Annotated in this window: 18 protein-coding genes and 1 pseudogene; 13 read left to right on the top strand and 6 right to left on the bottom strand. The window is 32.3% G+C overall.

Translation table 11 applies throughout. The annotated features are described in order from the left end of the window. The first annotated feature begins 85 nt into the window (after positions 1–85). Both MR053_RS05065 and MR053_RS05060 read left to right on the top strand, forming a co-directional pair. Positions 86–1,225 carry a T9SS type A sorting domain-containing protein gene (locus MR053_RS05065; protein WP_242131356.1) on the top strand — a complete coding sequence of 380 codons (1,140 nt, stop codon included), beginning with the start codon at positions 86–88 and terminating at the stop codon, positions 1,223–1,225. A gap of 189 nt (positions 1,226–1,414) precedes the next feature. Then, complete coding sequence (locus MR053_RS05060; RefSeq protein WP_242131355.1) at positions 1,415–1,837, top strand: hypothetical protein; 423 nt, start codon at positions 1,415–1,417, stop codon at positions 1,835–1,837. 7 nt (positions 1,838–1,844) lie between these two features. Here MR053_RS05060 and MR053_RS14035 read toward each other — a convergent pair. Then, positions 1,845–2,009: pseudogene (locus tag MR053_RS14035) on the bottom strand (Arm DNA-binding domain-containing protein); the annotation flags it as partial. A gap of 344 nt (positions 2,010–2,353) precedes the next feature. Between MR053_RS14035 and MR053_RS05055 the strand changes: the two are divergent. Then, positions 2,354–2,986 (top strand): hypothetical protein, encoded by a 633-nt coding sequence (locus MR053_RS05055; protein ID WP_242131354.1) that lies wholly within the window; start codon positions 2,354–2,356, stop codon positions 2,984–2,986. A 333-nt stretch (positions 2,987–3,319) separates the two neighbouring features. Here MR053_RS05055 and MR053_RS05050 read toward each other — a convergent pair whose 3' ends face one another. Beyond that, positions 3,320–4,135, bottom strand: a complete 816-nt coding sequence (locus MR053_RS05050; RefSeq protein WP_242131353.1) for a hypothetical protein — start codon at positions 4,133–4,135, stop codon at positions 3,320–3,322. Positions 4,136–4,635: 500 nt separating this feature from the next. Between MR053_RS05050 and MR053_RS05045 the strand changes: the two genes are divergently transcribed. The 5 genes from MR053_RS05045 to MR053_RS05025 all read left to right on the top strand — a co-directional run bounded on the left by MR053_RS05045 (position 4,636) and on the right by MR053_RS05025 (position 10,689). Beyond that, the gene (locus MR053_RS05045) at positions 4,636–6,036 is read left to right on the top strand and encodes a leucine-rich repeat domain-containing protein (RefSeq protein WP_242131352.1); all 1,401 of its coding nucleotides are present in this window, start codon (positions 4,636–4,638) and stop codon (positions 6,034–6,036) included. A 905-nt stretch (positions 6,037–6,941) separates the two neighbouring features. Beyond that, positions 6,942–8,270, top strand: a complete 1,329-nt coding sequence (locus MR053_RS05040) for a phage integrase SAM-like domain-containing protein (protein WP_242131351.1) — start codon at positions 6,942–6,944, stop codon at positions 8,268–8,270. After that, on the top strand, positions 8,263–9,114 hold the full coding sequence (locus MR053_RS05035; RefSeq protein WP_242131350.1) for a hypothetical protein: 852 nt from the start codon (positions 8,263–8,265) through the stop codon (positions 9,112–9,114). Before MR053_RS05040 ends, MR053_RS05035 begins: the two co-directional genes overlap by 8 nt. An 89-nt stretch (positions 9,115–9,203) precedes the next feature. Continuing rightward, positions 9,204–9,485, top strand: a complete 282-nt coding sequence (locus tag MR053_RS05030) for a helix-turn-helix domain-containing protein (protein WP_242131349.1) — start codon at positions 9,204–9,206, stop codon at positions 9,483–9,485. A gap of 4 nt (positions 9,486–9,489) precedes the next feature. Continuing rightward, on the top strand, positions 9,490–10,689 hold the full coding sequence (locus tag MR053_RS05025) for an AAA family ATPase (RefSeq protein ID WP_242131348.1): 1,200 nt from the start codon (positions 9,490–9,492) through the stop codon (positions 10,687–10,689). A gap of 214 nt (positions 10,690–10,903) precedes the next feature. Here the strand turns inward: MR053_RS05025 and MR053_RS05020 are convergent, their stop codons facing one another. Beyond that, positions 10,904–11,149 carry a helix-turn-helix domain-containing protein gene (locus MR053_RS05020; protein WP_242131347.1) on the bottom strand — a complete coding sequence of 82 codons (246 nt, stop codon included), beginning with the start codon at positions 11,147–11,149 and terminating at the stop codon, positions 10,904–10,906. A 98-nt stretch (positions 11,150–11,247) separates the two neighbouring features. Here MR053_RS05020 and MR053_RS05015 point away from each other — a divergent pair, with 98 nt between their 5' ends. The 4 genes from MR053_RS05015 to MR053_RS05000 all read left to right on the top strand — a co-directional run bounded on the left by MR053_RS05015 (position 11,248) and on the right by MR053_RS05000 (position 13,683). Continuing rightward, complete coding sequence (locus MR053_RS05015) at positions 11,248–11,757, top strand: hypothetical protein (protein WP_242131346.1); 510 nt, start codon at positions 11,248–11,250, stop codon at positions 11,755–11,757. A 66-nt stretch (positions 11,758–11,823) separates the two neighbouring features. Further along, positions 11,824–12,228: a hypothetical protein gene (locus MR053_RS05010; protein ID WP_242131345.1), complete on the top strand. Its 405-nt coding sequence runs from the start codon at positions 11,824–11,826 to the stop codon at positions 12,226–12,228. A gap of 15 nt (positions 12,229–12,243) precedes the next feature. Beyond that, positions 12,244–12,639, top strand: a complete 396-nt coding sequence (locus tag MR053_RS05005) for a hypothetical protein (RefSeq protein ID WP_242131344.1) — start codon at positions 12,244–12,246, stop codon at positions 12,637–12,639. A gap of 651 nt (positions 12,640–13,290) precedes the next feature. Further along, on the top strand, positions 13,291–13,683 hold the full coding sequence (locus MR053_RS05000) for a JAB domain-containing protein (protein WP_242131343.1): 393 nt from the start codon (positions 13,291–13,293) through the stop codon (positions 13,681–13,683). Between the two features lie 5 nt (positions 13,684–13,688). Here the strand turns inward: MR053_RS05000 and dinB are convergent, their stop codons facing one another. Both dinB and MR053_RS04990 read right to left on the bottom strand, forming a co-directional pair. Further along, a complete protein-coding gene (dinB, locus tag MR053_RS04995) occupies positions 13,689–14,906 on the bottom strand; it encodes a DNA polymerase IV (RefSeq protein ID WP_242131342.1) in 1,218 nt (405 codons plus the stop codon). Further along, positions 14,903–17,866 carry a DNA polymerase III subunit alpha gene (locus tag MR053_RS04990; protein WP_242131341.1) on the bottom strand — a complete coding sequence of 988 codons (2,964 nt, stop codon included), beginning with the start codon at positions 17,864–17,866 and terminating at the stop codon, positions 14,903–14,905. The genes dinB and MR053_RS04990 overlap by 4 nt, the downstream gene beginning before the upstream one ends. A 62-nt stretch (positions 17,867–17,928) precedes the next feature. Between MR053_RS04990 and MR053_RS04985 the strand changes: the two genes are divergently transcribed. Continuing rightward, positions 17,929–18,693 (top strand): XRE family transcriptional regulator, encoded by a 765-nt coding sequence (locus MR053_RS04985; RefSeq protein ID WP_242131340.1) that lies wholly within the window; start codon positions 17,929–17,931, stop codon positions 18,691–18,693. 1 nt (position 18,694) lies between these two features. On the opposite strand, the gene MR053_RS04980 is transcribed toward MR053_RS04985, so the two are convergent. Continuing rightward, positions 18,695–19,426: an SOS response-associated peptidase gene (locus MR053_RS04980; protein ID WP_242131339.1), complete on the bottom strand. Its 732-nt coding sequence runs from the start codon at positions 19,424–19,426 to the stop codon at positions 18,695–18,697. Positions 19,427–19,564 lie beyond the last annotated feature (138 nt).

Here is a 19,564-nt window from a genome sequence, read left to right as displayed (position 1 = left end):
TACCAAAGTAAATCCTATAACTTAAAGTTACTTTTATATTAAAGTTCAAAAAAAATCTAGGTTGTTAATTTAAATATTTTGAATCATGAAAAATATTACATTTTTATTTTGGACAGCAGTTATTGTATTGCTTTTGTCTCCCCAAAATGTAGTTGCCCAACCAGAGTATCAATTAGACCGAACTGAGGGATACTTATGGGAAGACCCTAATTGGTTTTTAGGATACAGGACTCAATACACCTATGATGATCCAGGTGCCGATTTTACGAATTCTTTATCTGAGATATACCTTGAGATTGACAATGAACTAGTCTGGCGACCATGGCATCAAATAATAAGAACTTACAATGAAGATAAGACACTTAATACAGAGATATTACAAGATCATGGTATTTTTTTTAGTGATGATGCAAAACCTAATTATAAGACAGAATATGAGTACGATTCACATGGAAAGAATATCAAAGTTACCCATTATAGCATTAATAGCATTGGTGATTGGACTAAAGATTGGCAGGATGTATTGCTTTATGACAATGGGTTGAATACAGAGGTTATCACCTATGAATGGGATGACACTTGGAAAGAATTTAAAAAAATTGAAAAAAATTACAACTCTGAAAATTGGATCATCAAACAGGAAGATTTTAAATGGGAGGATACGCACTGGGCCGTAACTCCTCAATCTACTACCGACTATACTTACTACCCCAATGGATTGTTAAAGGATGAAACTAAACGAAATGGAGGAAGTTTGGTAAATAATGCGCGTACTGAATATCTCTACGATAATGATAAGTTAAGTTTAGAAAGTCATTATGCTTGGAATTATCCCAATGGGCCCTGGATCTTACTGGGGGATCTGCAATATTCTTATCAATCAAATGGTCAATTAAAGGAAATCATAGATAATGAATATGGATGGTTTAAAATAAAAACAGTATACTTTTGGAACACTTTGGGAGTTTCTTCGAATGAATTAGTGAATGGTAAAGCCTATCCAAATCCATTTACGGATGTTTTGAATATTTCATTAAAAGTATCGATTGAACGTCAAGGCACGCTTTATATTTTTGATATCATGGGTAAAGAACTATCAAAAATAAACTTAAGTCAGGGTGTAAAAACCATAACTATACATAATCTCGATTTTTCAAAAGGTATTTATTTTATTAAAATATCTAGCGGTGCTTATAATCAGACTTTTAAAGTGATTAAGCAATAATTAAGATCTTCCTTTTAGAAGAACATACTCCCTAAAAAAAAGCATCCCTAATTGAAATCGTCCTAACATGACCCTCTGGTTATTAACTTTTTTAAAATTACATTGTTTGTAAAATTTTAACCTTTTTTTTAACTATATCATATTTTTATATACTTTTGCTTGCATATTAACCAACTAAAATCTTAATTTATGTTTTCAAAAACGAATCTAATTTCAACCTTAGTAGGTGCAGTTTGGTCCTACGTTGGAGGTTATTTGCTTTGGTCCATGCTTGGATCTTCACTTTTTGCAGGCCATGAAGGAACTGCAACGGGGCTTTGGAAAGAGACTCCAGATCAAGTTCATAACATTATTGCCGGTGTTATAATGGCTTTTGCTTTTTCAACGATTTATTCAAAATTATCCAATAGTGAGCATAGCATTTCCAATGGTGCAACTTATGGGTTATTAGTTGGTCTCTTTGTTGGATTTGGTGAAAGATGGTATGATTTTGCTTTTGCAAACATGATGGATATAACTGGAACAATCATTAATGGCATATTGAATCTTGTATTTTACTGTATTTTAGGTATTTTAACCAGCATGGTATATAATAAGGTAAAAAGTGCTTAAACCCAAGTTATAAAAACAAATAAGCCTGATTAAGTTTGGTCTTAATCAGGCTTATTTGTGTGTTTAATACTTTTGCATCTGGTTCTGGTGGTTCTATAAATCGCTTTTTAGAATTCCAGTTTTTGGGATTAATGAATAATCCTGTGGTGAATTCTTTTCTTTTCTTAGCAAATGTTACCCTACACCTAGGACACTTACTCTTTAAATTAGTTTTGTTTTATAGAGCATATAAGTAATAATTAGTTTCATGATTTTTAAAATGATTAACTAATGGCACACCTTTGAGAAATCTGATATACCTAGGGGGTACACCTAAAACTAAACATCCATAAAAGTCATTGCTAATTGAAAACTTCTCATAATAAATTAGAAATTTTATTTGTATCTTTATAATTACCACTGCTTTAGCATTCTTACATATATAACAGATGCCCTTCCTACATTATTAGTTTAAAATACTTCTGTTAAATTGATTATTAATTTACGTTTTCATTTGACTACTAAAGCTTTAATAAAATGGCAAGGGCTTTTAAGAACTTATTACCATTAATATTTATCATTTGCTATAATTTGAATAATTATGGACAAGAAATTGATACTTTTAAAGAGAGTAAACAAAATTTCTATTGGGATAAATTCTATTGTGGAATGGAAATGGGTATAGGCTGGCTAGAATTGGCCCCTTACCACATTAAAGGAAATAAAGAAACCAGTTTCTCAATGGCTTTTTTTGGGGGCTATACTCCTGTAAAATGGCTTCAGCTAGGAGTAAGTCTTAATGGATATCTTATAGAGTCCTATGATAGTTATAGGCCAAAAGACCCCAATAAGGGAGCAGGGATTTCTAATGCTTTTATTCAATCCAGAATAACTCCATTTGAAAAAGGAAATTTGCTAATAAATTTAGAAGGTGGTCTTACCAATTATTGGAGCTTTAGTACTGATGGATATCAAAGCAATGGCATTGGATATAAAATTGGAGTGGGGTATAAGCTTAATATGCTTTGGGACAACATAATATCCATAAATCTAAATTATGGCTCAGGAAAATTTAACAAAGGTGTTTTTGACCAAATTAGCAATAGGCATATTGACAATCCCAGTTATAAAGTATTAAATTTAGCTTTAAATGGCACTTATAAATTTTAACATTATTTTCCCCTTAGACAAAAAAGGTTAATCTTTTAAACCTAATTAACTTAATTAAATTACCCCTACATAAACCCTCTCTAAAACAAAACAGCATCCCAATTTTCTGTAAAGAAAAAAGGAAAGTTTTCCATTGGTTTAACTACTTAAACCTTTGATAAACACAGGGTGTTTATCAAACAACACAACTAATCTTTAGCTAAAAAAACCTCAACTAGCGTTGAAGCTTCTTTGCAATCTTTTAGTATGAAAAAGCTTAAATTGATAAATTCATCGTATTTAAATAATTAAAAGATTTAACCAAGTAAGGACTTTTTTGGCAATAAACGGATATTAAAAAATAACACCTACTCCTAAAGTTACAGAAGAAAAATGTTGTGTGCCAATTTTTAGGTGGTTATAACCTCCTATAGCCTTATATTTACTAATGTGGTAGTTTAACAAGACATTAAATTTATTAACTGTTTCAGAATTTATTAAAGTTTGATCAAAATTAATTTCTAAGCTTAAGGGCTTTGCGAAAAACAATTCGGTACCTAAACCATAAGTAAATCCAAATTGATTGACATTACCATCGACATAAGTTGTTCCAATGCCCCACCAAGCATCCATATTTTCGGTGCGTATGCGATAATATTTTGCCAATAGATTATAAAATGCCAAATGATCATTTCCGAAATTCAAGTTTCTTTCCCATAACTGATGGTAGTCCAATGCAATGCCTATACGTTTCAGAAATCGCATATCCAATGTTACATTCATACCTTTAATGGCATTATTTTCAGAAATATACCTGCTGGAAATTTCCGTTCTAAACCTGCTATACTCATCTTCTGGAGAAAATGTATAATTTCCTTTTTTAGAATTCTTGTAGGGATATGGGGTTAAAGGTGCCTGACTGGTCTGGTGCTGCATTTCAAAAGGCGTCTCAATAAGTGTATAATAGGTCAGATACATAAAGGCCTCCAAGATGACCCCATCAAAGGTATCTACAAAAAAATCACCCCCATCATCGTTGTCGTCATCTTGATTTCTGAAAGAGACACGCTCGCTCCGACTTAGACTATTTTCAGCTTTTTGAATTTTGGATTGTGAATAACAATTCAACACAAGACCAATAATGACAAAGTATATTATAATGTATTTCATCTCAATTAAATTAGTTAATCACCTAACTGGTATTTTATCCCGAGTAATCATTAAAATTTAAGTTAAAGGTATTCATCCCCTCTCAATTGAATATCCTAAAAATGCCTTGAACGAATTATTCGGACATATCATTTAGGTTTAAAAAAAGCTAACTTAAAAGTTATGTAATTCCAACAAGAAATAACATGATAATTGTCAGCCGAAATAAACCTTACAGAGGAAAAGGGTCTCAAAAGTATATTTCCAAAGGTTTTTAGCTCTTTTAAGAGCCTAACATAACTTATCATACCGACACGCCGTCAGATCCCTTTCTTAAAACATTACTCAGATGTTTACAAAACCTCTGTGTACTTATAACAAAAAATTGGACAATTAGTTGAATGACTAAGTTGATAGTTTAAATAAAGTTGCTAAATAAATTAAAGAACTGATTTATATCATAAATGGTTTCTGTTGTATTGTCTATCTTATAAAACTTCATTTTTTATAAAAATATAGACATGTTAAAAAATTATTCTTTACTTATTTATTTATTCCTGTTATTTGACGGAATATATATTCATGCACAGTCTACATCTATCCCAGACGAGAATTTTGAACAGGCTCTCATTGACTTAGGCATTGACACAGATGGTTTAAATGGGAGCGTTGAAACTGCTAATATAAATGATCTTGTATCATTGAATGTGGCTTCGAAAAATATTGGCGATTTAACAGGAATACAGGATTTTACAAATTTAAAAACCTTAACCTGCAATAGCAATTCTCTTATAAGTCTAAACCTAACCAACAATACTGAATTGACACAGTTACAATGTTTCTCAAATCAGATTACCGATATTGATTTAAGCAACAACACAAAGCTCATATTTATAAACTTTAATGGTAATCAACTAACAAATATCGATTTGCAAAATAATCCATTAGTTTCCAACTTAAGTCTTTCCAGTAATCAATTAGCAAGTTTAGACTTAAGTAATAATTTAGCATTATACTATTTACAATGTCAGAACAATCAACTCACTGAACTAGATGTAAGTAATAACAACGCTTTATACAATTTAGTTTGCGGTTCAAATTCACTAACAAATTTAGATTTGAGTAATAACACTGCTTTATCAAAATTAAATTGCAATGATAATAATCTTTCAGAATTAATTGTGAGTCAAAATACATTATTAACGGAATTAAGTTTTACAAATAATCCTTTAATAAGCACTATAGACTTAAGTAATAATCTGGAGCTTAATTATTTAAATTGTTCAATGAATCCTTTATTAGACAATTTAGATTTAAGTAACAACACAAAGCTTACTGATTTGTGGTGCCATAACAATGCCTTATTAACCGCTTTAGATTTAAGCAATAATGCAAATTTAGAATTGTTTTATGGTCCAGTAACACCATTCATAAATTTAGATTTTAGTAATAATGTAGCATTAGTTGTTCTTAACTGTTCATATAATCCAGAGCTAACTTCTTTAAATGTTAAAAATGGAAATAATGTCTCAATAATAGGTTTTGATGCACGAAATTGTTTCGCTTTAACTTGTATTCAAGTGGATAATGAAGAGGCCGCAAATGGAGGAACAGAACCTTATACTAATTGGTTAAAATATGAGTCCACACAATATGCCGAAGATTGTGCCTCATTAAGTTTAGATGATGTCCCCTTCGGAAATTTCATCACCCTTTACCCAAACCCGGTTACCAATACACTATTTATTGATTCCGAAATACCATTTACTAAAATTGGTATTTATTCTCTAATTGGAAAAAGAATTAAAGAATTATCTGGAAGTCAAAAGTCAATACATTTAGGGAATTTTCAAAATGGTATTTACATATTAAAAATTCATACCGAATTAGGATATGTAACCAAAAAATTGATAAAAGAATAATTAAAATAATAACCGCTTTGTTTACATGAAAAAAGACCACACTACCGTGCAGTCTTTCTACTTTTAATGCCTCTCTTGACTTTAGGAAAGGAAACTTTATGGTTTTTACATTTTTTAAGGATTGATCCACTTCGCTTTCTTAGAATACTTGTAGCTATAAAACCATGTTATATCAAAAATCATCCCGTTTAAATTAATGAAATCATTAGCATCCTATGCAAAACAATTAATCCAACATTATCCTTAATATCTAAATTAGTCCATTGATTGTCGAAACAGTAGAAATATAGTAATGATGTAAACGCTTAAATTCCTGACAGGTCTTTAATACTCTATTAGAAATAACCCAGTGTGTCGCTCTTAAACAAAAGATATAACAGGTACAATTACACTACCATATATTGATGATAATTTTAATTTAGTTACTGCATTAAAGCTTATTTAATTCACCATATAAATGGATTAAGAGATAAGCCTTATTCAAGAAATTTTTAGGGCACCTAAGGATATACTTATTTTAATATTATCCCAAAACAAAAAAGCATCCCAATTTTCTGTAAAGAAAAAAGGAAAGCTTTCCATTGGTTTAACTACATAAACCTTTTGATAAACCCTAAGGCTTATCAAACAACACAACTTCTTTTAACTGCCAAAAAAAGCCTCAACTTGCGTTGAAGCTTCCTTGCAATCTTGCGGTCTGGACGGGACTCGACCAATTCAATTTACAGATGGGAGACAACCCTTGTCATTTCTATATCACATTAATGATATCAAGTAATTACACGTTTTATAACAGTTTTCCGAGATTTAATTTAATCTAACAAAATTTAACCAAATCGAAATTTGGCTGACTAAATGCTGACTAAGCTAATTATTATCATTAATTTTAAACAATCATTTTTATTATGGCTACAATTAAATACTTGCTACAAAGTAAATCCGAGAATTCACCCATTTATATGAGGCTATCGATAAATAAATCAAAGTCTATCAAACGGAAAACTGGGCTATTTATAGACTACAAAAGATGGAGTACAACCTCTGGCCTGCCAAAACAAAATGAGACAAGCAACAAGGGGTTAATTTCAAAGCTTCGTAAACTGCGTACTGTAATTCTTGATAAACTAAATGATGCGAATGCTGATGGAGAAGTAGTTGATGGAGACTGGCTTTTATATCAGATTGACCTTCACTTTAAAAGAATATCTATAAATCATCAAAGTGAATTGATTACAGATTTAATACAAAACATCGTTGACAATGCGCATTTGCGAATTAATGCAAAAGGGGGCATTGGGTTAGGTCAAAGTAGAGTTAATGCCTACAAGCGCCTATTACAGCTTTTTAACGAGTTCCAAGGTAGAAAGCATTATAAAGTCAAAGAATTGAACAAAAATGTCTTCAACAGCTTTAAAAAATGGCTAATTGATGAGCAGGATTATGCATCAACATACGCATTAGTAAAGTTAAGAGATTTGAAATCCGTTTGTAAAGAAGCACGAAGTCAAGGAATAGAAGTGTCTATAGACCTTGATAGTATTAAAACTATACAAGTATCAGCATATGATGATGACATGGATGTAATAATATTAAACTTTGACGAGATTGAAAAAATTGAAAAAGCCAAATTAATTAATGAAGCTCATATCAATGCTCGCAAATGGTTGATATTAGCCTGTTACACTGGGCAGAGAGGAAAAGATCTAACCGATAGAATAAAAGCAAATAATTTTGAAAAGTATGGCGAAGGTTATATAATTAAAATCAAACAACAGAAGGGAAATAAACCCGTTATCATACCTGTTTTACCCAAAGTTCAGGAAATATATTTAGAAGGACTTCCCTATCACGTTTCGACTCAAAAACTAAATAAACATTTTAAAGAAATCGGAAAAATTGCTGGGTTAGATGAAATGGTTCTTGGGAGGCTTCAAGATAAAAAAACGAAGAGAGGTGTTAAAAAAATGCGCCCAAAGTACAAGTATTTAAGTACACATATTGGAAGACGATCTTTTGCCTCAAATCATTACGGTAAAATTCCAACACCATTACTTATGCGTGTTACTAATCACAAGAAAGAATCTACATTTCTCTCTTATATAAATCAGACCGACGACAGTCATGTTGAGTCATTCTTGAAATTCTACGATAATTTAGAACCAAAGAATCCCGAAGAAGGCAATTTCCAAGTAATAAGAAATGAAAATAATTTAAAGAAACTAAATAATGAATAAGTCTAAATTCGACGAATTCAAAAGCTACATTTTAAAAGCGAATAGATTAAATAGATCTGTTATCGAGATATTTCAAACTTTAAATAATTTAAAAGAAGATATTAAAAGTGAAATAATACACTTAAAACCAATTTTAGATCAATACAATTATGAAGCGACATTAGACAGTTTAATACATGATTTAAAAAAACTTGGTTATCCGGAGGAAGTAGACTTCACAAAAATTGAATCGTGGCTGAAAGAATTCGACACAACTAAAGAAGAGCTTTTACTTTGGCATACAGAGAATCCTAATGTCACTCATTGGGAATCAAATGAATCTCATAACAATATGCTTTTTGAAATTTTATATACCGAATTAGAGTTAATGGCTAATTTGGAATATTCTGGTCAAGAAAAGTTTAAGCATCTTGACAATATAACATATTCAGAAATACAATTAATTCAGCATCAATTTGAAGAAGTGATTAAAAATAGTATTGTGGAGGAGCTGAAATTGTTTCTTCAAGAGCTACGAAAGTCTAATAAGCCCAATGTAAATGATGAAAGATATTTAACCTATAAATGGTTTAAGGTAGCGTTGCTTTTCGCAACAGGAGAAATTGATGATTTGAAGTCTCGTTTTAATAATAATGCTACTCAAATAGCAAAACAAAAATTTCAAGATAATTGGAAAAGTTATAGACCGTATATCAGTGAAAGTATGAATAACACAATAGTCAGTGATAAGAATATTTTTTCTAAAAATGAAAAACTTTTATTGGTCTATAATTATTGTAAAAACAATGATATTAGATTATCCATAAAATTTTCCAACCTAATCAATTCATTTAAAGCTAATTAAGAAAACGGTACGAATTTGGTACGAGTACCAACAATAGTACCAAGTAAAGAGATTTAATATTGTTGAACAAATTCAAAAAACGTTCAACTATGAAATCTTTACAGCTTATTGAAATCACACCCGAACAATTACAAGACGCAATAGTAAATGGTGTAAACACAAAATTAGACGATTTAAAAAAGAACTTCCAACCCAAAGAACCTGAAGAATATCTCACGCGCCATGAGGTTGCAGAGATGTTTAAGATTGATATTAGCTCTGTACACAACTGGACCAAAAGAGGAAAAATAGTAAGCTATGGAGTGCCAGGATCCGGAAGAGTCTATTATAAAAGAAGTGAATTGGAAAAATTATTAATACAAATAAAATAGGGTTATGGATTCTATTTCTAAAATGCCTCTAAATTCAAATTCAAGTGGCTCAATAAAGAACAATATCAAGAACCTAAAAGCTATTCATGAAAAGAATAGCAATGTAACTCCCAAAACTTCTATTCCAAACGATCCCAGTCCACTGGCATCCAACATTAAAAGTATTAATAATAAACAACCCTTTAAAACCAAAAGTTTTAAACAATTTATAGAAGCATGTAAAGCCGAGCCTAAACCAAAAAAACTAATGGGTGATCTGATCTACGAAAATGAACAAATTGTAATGTTCTCGCCAACAGGCTTGGGAAAAACAATTTTGGCAATGCAGATCGCTATTGCTTCCGCCAAGGGAATTGATTTGGATTTAGGAAATGATGTAATACTTAAAAATGAAATTGGCAAAGTAACCACTGTTTATTTTGATTTTGAATTATCTAATGCACAACTTTACAGTAGAATTGGTAATAAATCAATTCCGGAAAACCTATTTATATCAAAAGTTGATAGAGGAAAATATCTAAAGGGTAACCCCCAGGAGATATTTGATTTAATAAAAATTGAAGCTCAAAATGTCAATGCGAAATTTATCATAATTGACAATATGTCAAAAATTGGATATGACCTTGAAAAAGGTCAAAATGCTATTAATTTCATGGAACCGCTATTCAATATAGTAAGGCATGAGGGATATACAGTGTTAATAGTAGCTCATACTCCAAAAATAGACAGAACACTTCCATTAACTACTGATAGTCTTGGTGGATCAAGTAAAATAGCTCAATTAGCCGATGCCATTATAGGTATCAATTCTGTAAATTCTAAAGACGAAAATAAAGTTTATATCAAACAGCTAAAAACTCGTAACGACGCTATTATATATGGCAAGAATAATGTTATATGCACAACTATTCTTAAAGATGCAGAAGGGTTTGTAAAACATTGCTGCTACAACTTATGTTCAGAGTATAAAGCTCTAAACGAATACAAAATAAAAGAGCCCAATTACGAAAACAAATTGTTAGCTGCTTGTTACTATATATTTTATGGATCCTACGGAAAAGCTAACGATGCCACAGGCATTTCAGAAAGTACAATTAAACAACGCGTCAGATATTTTAAAAGAGATTACCCAGATGAATACAAAAAATTGGAAAAAGAAAGCCAAAAGGAAATTCAAAATCAAATTATAGCACTTAAACAATAATGCATACATCATGTATACCTATGTGACCAAATTTGCCTTAATCCACTATAAAACAGAACAATTCATTAAAACATGTATGTATCCAAAACTATGTCCATAAATATGACTATTAACGGTTATATTCTGGTTATACAATAGTCATACCATTGGCCATATATATTAGCTTATACAAACTACTATAAACATTACTACTCTTGTCTTTTTAGACATATGGCTATAAATTGTTTGTCTTATTAAAATCAAACAACTCTTTCAATGGAACTTTTAATCCTTTAGCTAAAGCATTAGTAGTAGAGATCTTTGTATTAATTTTACCTCTTTCGATACGACTTATTAGAGAATACTCCATATCACATGCATTAGCCAAATCTTCCATGCTCATTTCTTTGGACTCTCTAAATTTTCTCAAATTAGCTCCAAACTTTATAATGAAATCTATTTCTTCTTCAGAATAAGCCACGATTTAAATGTCGTGACTATCCTATTGAAATGTTATGGCATATGTGCCATAATTTAATACCTTTGAAAAGAACTTACCCCTAACTTAATACTTTAAAAATGAAAAGATTATTTAATTCATTTCTGGTCTTATCATTGGCTCTTACATCATGTCAAGAGGAACCTACACTTCAAGAATCTCTAAACTATATTGAATCAGAACTCGATGGCCATGCAATCTTTTTTTACAGAGATTCCAGGGGTAGCAAAGAAATCCAAAATATATCTTTCAATATATTAGATTATGAGAAGTGTGAATGTGAATATATCTATACTTTCTACTATAATGGTGAGAAGTCTTTTAAAGAAATACAAAAGTTTAATTTAATGGAAGCTACGTACGCAAACGGATATTCTGGAAACCTGGAAATTAGGATTTCCTTATCAAATGAAAGCAATGAAAGTACTGTGATTCCTATTGAATCAAATGTTGTTAAGTATGAAATTAGAAATAAAAATGAAGTCATGCTTTATTTTAGACCGGAACAAGAAGATCGTCTTATAAGAGCATTTGAACATTCAATAAAACTCTGCAATGAAAAAATTGGAAAAAAATATTTTGAACAATAAATCATGAAAAAATTATTCTTTATTTTTTGCATTGTCCTAATTGGAAATTTAGGATTCTCACAATCTTTGGAAGATACCATTGACTGGATTACCCGGAACTCTGATGGAAGGGAGCAGGTACAATACTATAAAGACACTAATACCCTTCTATTGATTTCAGTAAGGGATGCGGGAGAATTAGTTTCATTTGTAAATGAAATTACACCTGAGGATGTAAGATCTGTCAGTGTTAAAAGCAGTGAGGGTTCATGGCAAAATTTGAATTTGAATCTAAAACATGGTGGAACAATGGTGCTTTATTATACCCTTGACAAAAATTTTGAAATAATTGGTGAAGTAAAAAACATTAGACAATATGGTATCAGTATATCATTTAATTGCAGTCAATCCATGATTCTTAAATTCAAAAAAGCATACATTCATTTATTTCAGTTATTAGGAGTGGATGTAAAAGACGGTGATATGTTTTAATAAAAAAGATTGAAAATGAAATTATTACAGATTCTTTTGATACTATGCGGCTTGAACTTAGGATTTGCACAAGACGTAATTAAGTTTAGAGCATTAACTAATTCTGCTGCTTTAATTGATGAACAAGGGAATTGGGATGAATGGACAGAAGAAGTAGAATGCAATGATTTAATAGTTTTTAATATTAAGGATCAAAGAGTCATTATTTACGGGGAGAAAAAATTCATTTACGATTTTATCGATTTTCAAGCTGATGAATATTATGACAATTTTAATGTTCTTTATATTAACTGTGTTAATAATTCAGGAGACGAATGTATGCTTCAAATACGAAAAAAAACTGATGGAAACTTCAGATTACTTTTACGCTACAAAAGTTTTGCAACGTATTACGATGTTAAAATGCTCTAACCGTGTAACTATAATTAATTAACACTTCAAAAAAAATACAAAAAAATTTTAAAAGAATATAGCCTACTGTTAGCTACTACTATAAAAGGCCCTACGTCATTTCAATTTTTGGTGTACGCGGGCTTGTTTGAAAAACACAAAAAAGAGAGTCTTTTTGAAGTCATTAATTAAAAAAATCTTTCTCGTGTGCTCTCGCTTGGTACCCAATCCGGCAAATTTGACGCTTGATGCCTTCTCCTATTCCATTATTATATGGCAAAATTAGGGTCGCTACTTTGCCTTAAATTCACAATAGTTGTGTGATCTGGTGATTTTTTGACGTAAAATTACTACCATATATGGCTCAAAATAAGGTGCTTTTTTTGAAGCCTATTAATAATTAAGGACGAACTTATTAAATAATTAAGGTTTAAAATTTCCAGACTCGCTATGTTTACATAATGTTCTGTTATAGTACAAACAAGTTGTAAGCTATAACGACATTATGTAAAATATCTACAACACTATTCTTGTCTTTCACCCGGGGAAAGTTTGAAATATTCAATTTAATTTATGTTTAACCAAAGGAATGCGAAAGCGTTCCTTTTTTAATTTCTATTAATCATGAAAAGTTCTATTGCAGAAATTCAGATTTTTTATTCCCCGAAAAAAATGAACACTAACTTAAAAGTTACAAGCAGTAAAAAAGCTTTTGAAGTTATTTTATCTAGTTGGAATAACAATACCATAGAACTACTGGAAGAGTTCAAGGTATTATTACTTAACAATTCCAATATTCCATTAGGCTTATATACGCTATCTAAAGGCGGAATGACTGCCACATTGGTAGATATCAGAGTTCTCTTCTCTGTGGCTCTAAAAAGCTGTGCTACGGCGATGATAACAGTTCATAACCACCCGAGTGGTAAACTACATCCAAGTAATCCAGATATAGAGATTTATAAAAAGATCAAAGAGGTCGCCAAATTTCATGATATCAATTATTTAGATAACCTGATAATTACACCACAAGGATATTATAGTTTTATGGATGAAGGTATTTAAATAGCTTATTGCCTTCTATTGGCCAATAATGGCGGTGGTTCTCCATTGAACGGATTCCATCTGCTTATACTCTTGGCAGACATGCCAGAAGCTCTTATCACGGCCCTATCTCCATAACGTTCCCTCATCTTGTCTAAAGCCTGGTATAAACTAATTGTTTTATCATCATCATTAAATAAATCTATTTGATGGCCACCCTCAACTAAATGGCTAAACTTAACCCCAATTAACCTAACCAATAATCGCCTTTGGTATAATTTATTATAAAGTTCCAAGACCACAGGAATTATATTATGGTCAGCAGCACTATATGGAATCCGCTTTTGTTGTGTGTAGGTTTGAAAATCAGAATATCTTATTTTAAACGTAATACATGCTGTTAACTTATTACCCCTGCGTAATTGATAGGCAAGGTTTTCAGCCATGGCAATAAGTATACTTTTAAGCTTATTGACATCGGTAGTGTCCTTGTCAAAAGTACGCTCGGTTGAAATGGATTTACGCTCATGATATTGTACCACAGGACTGTTATCAATACCATTAGCCTTTTTCCAAATGGAGACACCATTTTTACCAAATACTTTATACATCATGTCCATGGGCATCTTTTGTATGGTATGAATATGTTTTATCCCCAAATCACACATGGCTTTATAAGTAACATTACCTACCATAGGAATTTTTTTAACAGATAATGGGGATAGAAAAGGCTTTTCATTACCCATTGGAATTTGTATTTGGTTATTAGGTTTTGCTTCTCCTGTAGCAATCTTTGAGACCGTTTTATTAATAGAAAGTCCAAAGGAAATAGGAAGTCCTGTTTCCTTGATGATGCGTGACCTGATTTCAGAGGCTAATTGCAAGCAGCCAAAGAACTTATCCATCCCTGTTAAATCAATATAGAATTCGTCAATAGAGGCCTTCTCATAAAGCGGAACGCTTTCTTTAATGATTTCAGTTACGGAATTTGAAAACTTCGTGTAAACACCTGAATTACCTCTTAAAATAATGGCTTCAGGGCATAACTGTTTGGCCATTCGCATAGGCATGGCTGAATGAATACCGAATTGTCGAGCCTCGTAACTACAGGAAGCCACAACTCCCCTGTCCGAAGTGCCGCCAATCAATACAGGTTTACCCATAAGCTTACTATCCAAAAGCCTTTCACAGGACACAAAGAAGGTATCCAAATCCATATGAACTATCGATCTTTGGTTTGTCATAAGACTAAAGGTTTAACAGAATATCTTGGGTCTTCAATTATGGCTAGTCGTTCCATTTTAGAAACTTCAATAGTTAAACAATCAAACTCTTCCATAACGTTTCCGGTAATGGTATAAATGCCTTTCCATCTAAAAGGATATTGCTTAGCAACTTGTGGAAAATGAACTGTATCTATAAAGTCTCCAGCAATATCTAAAAATGTACCAAAGTACATGGTCTTGCCGTTAGAAGTTGAGGTATGCTTAATGGTAACCAAATACCCTTGGATGGTTACTGTTTTGCTAATATTATTGATTAAATCTAATGCCCTCATGGGGTCAGTTAACGGTTCCTTTAGCAACTCAAATGGACTACGTAGTGAATACCCCAAAAGCTCAATTTCATCAAAGGCATCTTCTAAAGAGTCCTGTGGTAATTCTGGTAGAGCAAAGGTTTTTCTTTGAGGTTTGAACAATGTTATTTCAGGTATATCAGTTAAGGTTTTACTGACTTTCAAATGAGCTTCCCATAGTAATGCTCTTTTGTTTTTATTAGTGAATCTAAAAGCATTTATTTTAATGAGAATTAAAAGCTGTTCAATCCCTATGGGTATACGGTCAATAAAATCATCCAAATCATAAAACAATCCATTCGCTTGACGTTCCTTTACAATGGAATTCCCTATTTTATGTTCAAAAGTATACAGGAACTTAAAGCCTATATATATGGATTTCCCTTTAATAACCGTATCAACATTACTATTATTAACACAAGGAGCTTCAATAATAGCGCCATGCATCCGTGCTTCATGTATGTAATATTCTGTTTTGTAATAACCCCCATAATTATTGATGGTTGCTACCATATATTCTAATGGGAAATAAGCTTTAAGAAATAGACTTTGGTAACTTTCCACGGCATAGGAAGCAGAATGCCCTTTAGCAAAGGCATAGCCTGCAAAGCTTTCAATTTGCCGCCATATCTCTTTAGTTAAATCGAAAGATTTATTAGCTTTTTTGCAGTTCTCAAAGAATTTGTCCTTAACCTTTAAAAACTCATTCCTTGATCTAAATTTACCAGACATGCCTCGACGAAGCATATCGGCCTCTCCAAGATTCAACCCGCCGAAAAAATGGGCTACCTTAATCACATCTTCCTGATAGACCATTACCCCATAGGTTTCGGGCATAATATCTAACAATACAGGATGGGCATCCTTCCTGCGTTCGGGATAACGATAGCGCATGATATATTCACGCATCATGCCTGACTTGGAAACTCCTGGACGAATGACAGAACTGGCAGCGACCAATCCTAAATAATTATCAACCCGTAACTTTTTTAATAGCATGCGCATGGCTGGGGATTCTACATAAAAACAGCCAATAGCCTTAGCGTTCCTTAATAAGTACTTTATTCGTTCATCCTGTTTAAACCGTTTGATGTTGTGAATGTCTATAGGTGGTTTATCGGGATGGTTGTATTTGATAATCTCAACAGCATCCTTGATCTTACCCAAACCCCTTTGACTTAAAATATCAAACTTATAATGTCCGATATCTTCAGCTACGACCATATCAAACTGTGTGGTTGGAAATCCTTTAGGTGGCATAAAGGTGGCTGTGTAATAATGGATGGGTTTTTCAGATATGATAATACCCCCAGCATGGATACCCAGGTAATTGGGGAAGCCCTGTATGCGTTTACTATAATTAATAACTAATTTAGATAGATTATCAAGGGTATTGTAATAGAAAGCTCCTTTTGTTAGCACATCAATTTCATGTTTTGGCAATCCAAATACTTTCCCTAATTCACGAATGGAAGCTTTAAATTTAAAGGTGTTGTATACCGTAATCAAGGCTGTGTTTTTGAATCGCCTAAATATGAATTCGGTAATATCATCCCTGTCAGTCCAGGAAAAGTCAATATCAAAATCCGGTGGATTCTTTCTGTACAGGTTTATAAACCGTTCAAAATAAAGATCCAATTCTATAGGATCAACATCTGTTATACGTAATAGGTAGGCGACAACACTATTGGCACCGCTACCGCGCCCTACATAAAAATAACCTTTGCTTCTGGCATACTTTAGAATTTTCCAATTAATCAAAAAATAAGAGACAAACCCCTTTTCCTTAATGATGTTAAGCTCTTTGCTGATACGATCCAATATCTTGTCATTCATCACATCATATCGGTAAGCTATTCCTTGATAGGTTAGTTTTTTTAGTAACCTATAATCCAAATGGGAATTACCGGTATAGGATTCCTGATTATTCGGTGTTTCCTTTGAAAAATCAAATGCAATTTGACAAGTATCGATTATAACTTTGGTATTGGCTATGATTTTAGGATAATCCACAAAGGCACTTTTGATATCATCCAAAGGCTTTACGATTTCATGTATTGTCCCCTGTTCTTCCAAAGGAAGTTTGCTTAATAGGGTATTATTATCAATGGCTCGTAATAAACGATGCGTATTATAATCTTTTTTGTTAGTGAATGAGAAGGTTTCAAGGATAAGCACTTTATCTAAATGATGCACAAGTTTAGACAATCTAAAGCGATTAAGGTCCTTTATGGATAGTCCGATAAACTCATGTTCTCCTAAAGGGATTTCCATTTGCTTTTCATAGGGGTAAATGGTAATGGTATCTGGAATGGTATCTGGCCTATCTTGAAATGGTAATTTATGGTGTAAATGATGAGACAGATACTCATTGATACCCATAAAACCATTATTGTTCTTAGCGATTAATACAAACTGTTGTTTTGCGCCATTTCTAAAATCAACCCCTAGTATTGGCTTTATATTATAATTACGAGATAATCTAACGAAATCCAAACAGGCAGAGGTGTTGTTGATATCGGTCAATGCCATAGCTGAGGCCCCATAGTATTGCCCTATTTTAAGCAGGGTCTCGGGTGCTATGGTACCATATCGTAAACTATAATAGGAATGACAATTAAGATACATAAATAATAAAAAAACAAAATTAACTACAATATGTAGTAATGATTGCTTAATTTTGTAGCAATATGAGTTATTTTGCAATCAACTTTAAACATTTAAGAAACCTTAAAGGGTTTTCGCAAGAGCAAATGGCTGATGAGCTTGACATTACACGCTCAAGGGTAGGATCGTATGAAGAAGGTCGATCTGAACCGCCTTTGGATTTATTGTCTAAGATTTCCGATTACTATAAATTACCTATTGATGCCTTAGTAAAAAATAACCTTACTAAAGTTTCTGATACCTCATTTATTAATATTGGAAACCGAAGGATTTTGTTTCCTATTACGGTAAGTGAACAGAATGAAGATTTAATTGAAATTGTGCCCAACAAGGCTACGGCAGGCTATTTAAATGGTTATGATGATCCCGAGTATATTGAACAGTTGGAAAAAATTAAACTACCATTCCTTCCTTCTGGTAAGCATCGTACATTTCCTATTAAGGGAGATTCCATGCTTCCTGTTAAGGATGGTTCCTATGTTGTAGCTCGTTATGTTGAGGATATCAAGGATATTAAAAATGGAAGGACTTATGTTGTTTTAACTTTAAATGAAGGTATCGTTTACAAACGCATAAAGCTTACTGAAAATCCTGAAACCCTTATGCTACATTCCGATAATAGAAACTACCAACCCTATGAAATTCTTAAAAAGGATATCTTGGAACTATGGGAATTCACATGTTGTATTAATACCCAAGAGTATGATGAAAGTGAACTAAAGATTAGTAGCATTTCACAGATGTTACAGGAATTAGGCGTAGAACTCGAACAACTAAAAAAAATATAGATTAAAATAAAGTACCTTTATCTACAGGTGTAACAAATTCGGGTGTGTTGGTATCGATCCCTTTTTTATATAGATCACGGGTCACAGGGTGTGCCTTAAATTCATTGGCCGTAAAACCATAGGCCATTAATTCATTAAGCTGTGGTTGATTCAATCCATCATCCAACCAATCTTCATATAAGTCATCTGCTAAAACCAAAGGCATGCGTTTACGCTTGTTATGAATTTCGGCAAAGAACGGATTCGCTTCCACGGTTAATATGGTTGTGGTAAACAACTCATCATCCAATTCGTTGTAAAGTCCAGCAAATAAAAACAAATCACCTTCGGGAAATTCTATTGAAGGCTGATAACAGAAATAAGGTATTGATACCCCATTTTCATGATGAGGCTCAAAAAAGCCATCTGCTAATATAAGGCAGCGTTTATCTTCTGCACTATCTTTAAACGAGGGTTTTTCAAAAATGCCTTCAGACCGCGCATTAAGGGTATTGCTTTTTTTCCAAAAGGACTCGGGATCATGTACGCCCCAGCCAGGTACCAATCCCCAACTCGCTGGATAAATGGATTCGGGCTCATCCATTTTAATAATGTATAAATTGCCATGAGTAAACCCATTTAAATGGTAATAGGGATTGTATTCCAAAGGGTATTCGAAAGTCGCACCGAGATTGGACAATAAACGTTGCTCAATCTGTTCCCTTTTTTTTCGTAATGAGGTGGAATAGCACATGGTACTAATTTAATGAAAAAAGCGATAAGAGGTAAAGGTCTTAATGAGATATGTAATAAGGATTTATAAAAATAGTGTTTAGTTCAAACTTCAAGTGTGTACTATGAAATTAGTAAGTTCCATGCTATTATTTTTGGG

The organism is Aestuariivivens marinum, from assembly GCF_022662175.1.
Taxonomy (GTDB): domain Bacteria; phylum Bacteroidota; class Bacteroidia; order Flavobacteriales; family Flavobacteriaceae; genus Aestuariivivens; species Aestuariivivens marinum.
Note: the sequence above shows the minus strand (reverse complement) of the source record. Positions and strands in the feature narration are given on the sequence as shown.

Excerpts from the sequence above, each read along its gene's own strand:
- MR053_RS05045 (WP_242131352.1), top strand. The coding sequence starts at position 4,636 with ATGTTAAAAAATTATTCTTTACTTATTTATTTATTCCTGTTATTTGAC.
- MR053_RS05065 (WP_242131356.1), top strand. The coding sequence starts at position 86 with ATGAAAAATATTACATTTTTATTTTGGACAGCAGTTATTGTATTGCTT.
- MR053_RS05015 (WP_242131346.1), top strand. The coding sequence starts at position 11,248 with ATGAAAAGATTATTTAATTCATTTCTGGTCTTATCATTGGCTCTTACA.
- MR053_RS05005 (WP_242131344.1), top strand. The coding sequence starts at position 12,244 with ATGAAATTATTACAGATTCTTTTGATACTATGCGGCTTGAACTTAGGA.
- MR053_RS05025 (WP_242131348.1), top strand. The coding sequence starts at position 9,490 with ATGGATTCTATTTCTAAAATGCCTCTAAATTCAAATTCAAGTGGCTCA.
- MR053_RS05050 (WP_242131353.1), bottom strand. The coding sequence starts at position 4,135 with ATGAAATACATTATAATATACTTTGTCATTATTGGTCTTGTGTTGAAT.
- MR053_RS05000 (WP_242131343.1), top strand. The coding sequence starts at position 13,291 with ATGAACACTAACTTAAAAGTTACAAGCAGTAAAAAAGCTTTTGAAGTT.
- MR053_RS05055 (WP_242131354.1), top strand. The coding sequence starts at position 2,354 with ATGGCAAGGGCTTTTAAGAACTTATTACCATTAATATTTATCATTTGC.
- dinB (WP_242131342.1), bottom strand. The coding sequence starts at position 14,906 with ATGACAAACCAAAGATCGATAGTTCATATGGATTTGGATACCTTCTTT.
- MR053_RS05060 (WP_242131355.1), top strand. The coding sequence starts at position 1,415 with ATGTTTTCAAAAACGAATCTAATTTCAACCTTAGTAGGTGCAGTTTGG.
- MR053_RS05040 (WP_242131351.1), top strand. The coding sequence starts at position 6,942 with ATGGCTACAATTAAATACTTGCTACAAAGTAAATCCGAGAATTCACCC.
- MR053_RS05030 (WP_242131349.1), top strand. The coding sequence starts at position 9,204 with ATGAAATCTTTACAGCTTATTGAAATCACACCCGAACAATTACAAGAC.
- MR053_RS04980 (WP_242131339.1), bottom strand. The coding sequence starts at position 19,426 with ATGTGCTATTCCACCTCATTACGAAAAAAAAGGGAACAGATTGAGCAA.
- MR053_RS04990 (WP_242131341.1), bottom strand. The coding sequence starts at position 17,866 with ATGTATCTTAATTGTCATTCCTATTATAGTTTACGATATGGTACCATA.
- MR053_RS04985 (WP_242131340.1), top strand. The coding sequence starts at position 17,929 with ATGAGTTATTTTGCAATCAACTTTAAACATTTAAGAAACCTTAAAGGG.
- MR053_RS05035 (WP_242131350.1), top strand. The coding sequence starts at position 8,263 with ATGAATAAGTCTAAATTCGACGAATTCAAAAGCTACATTTTAAAAGCG.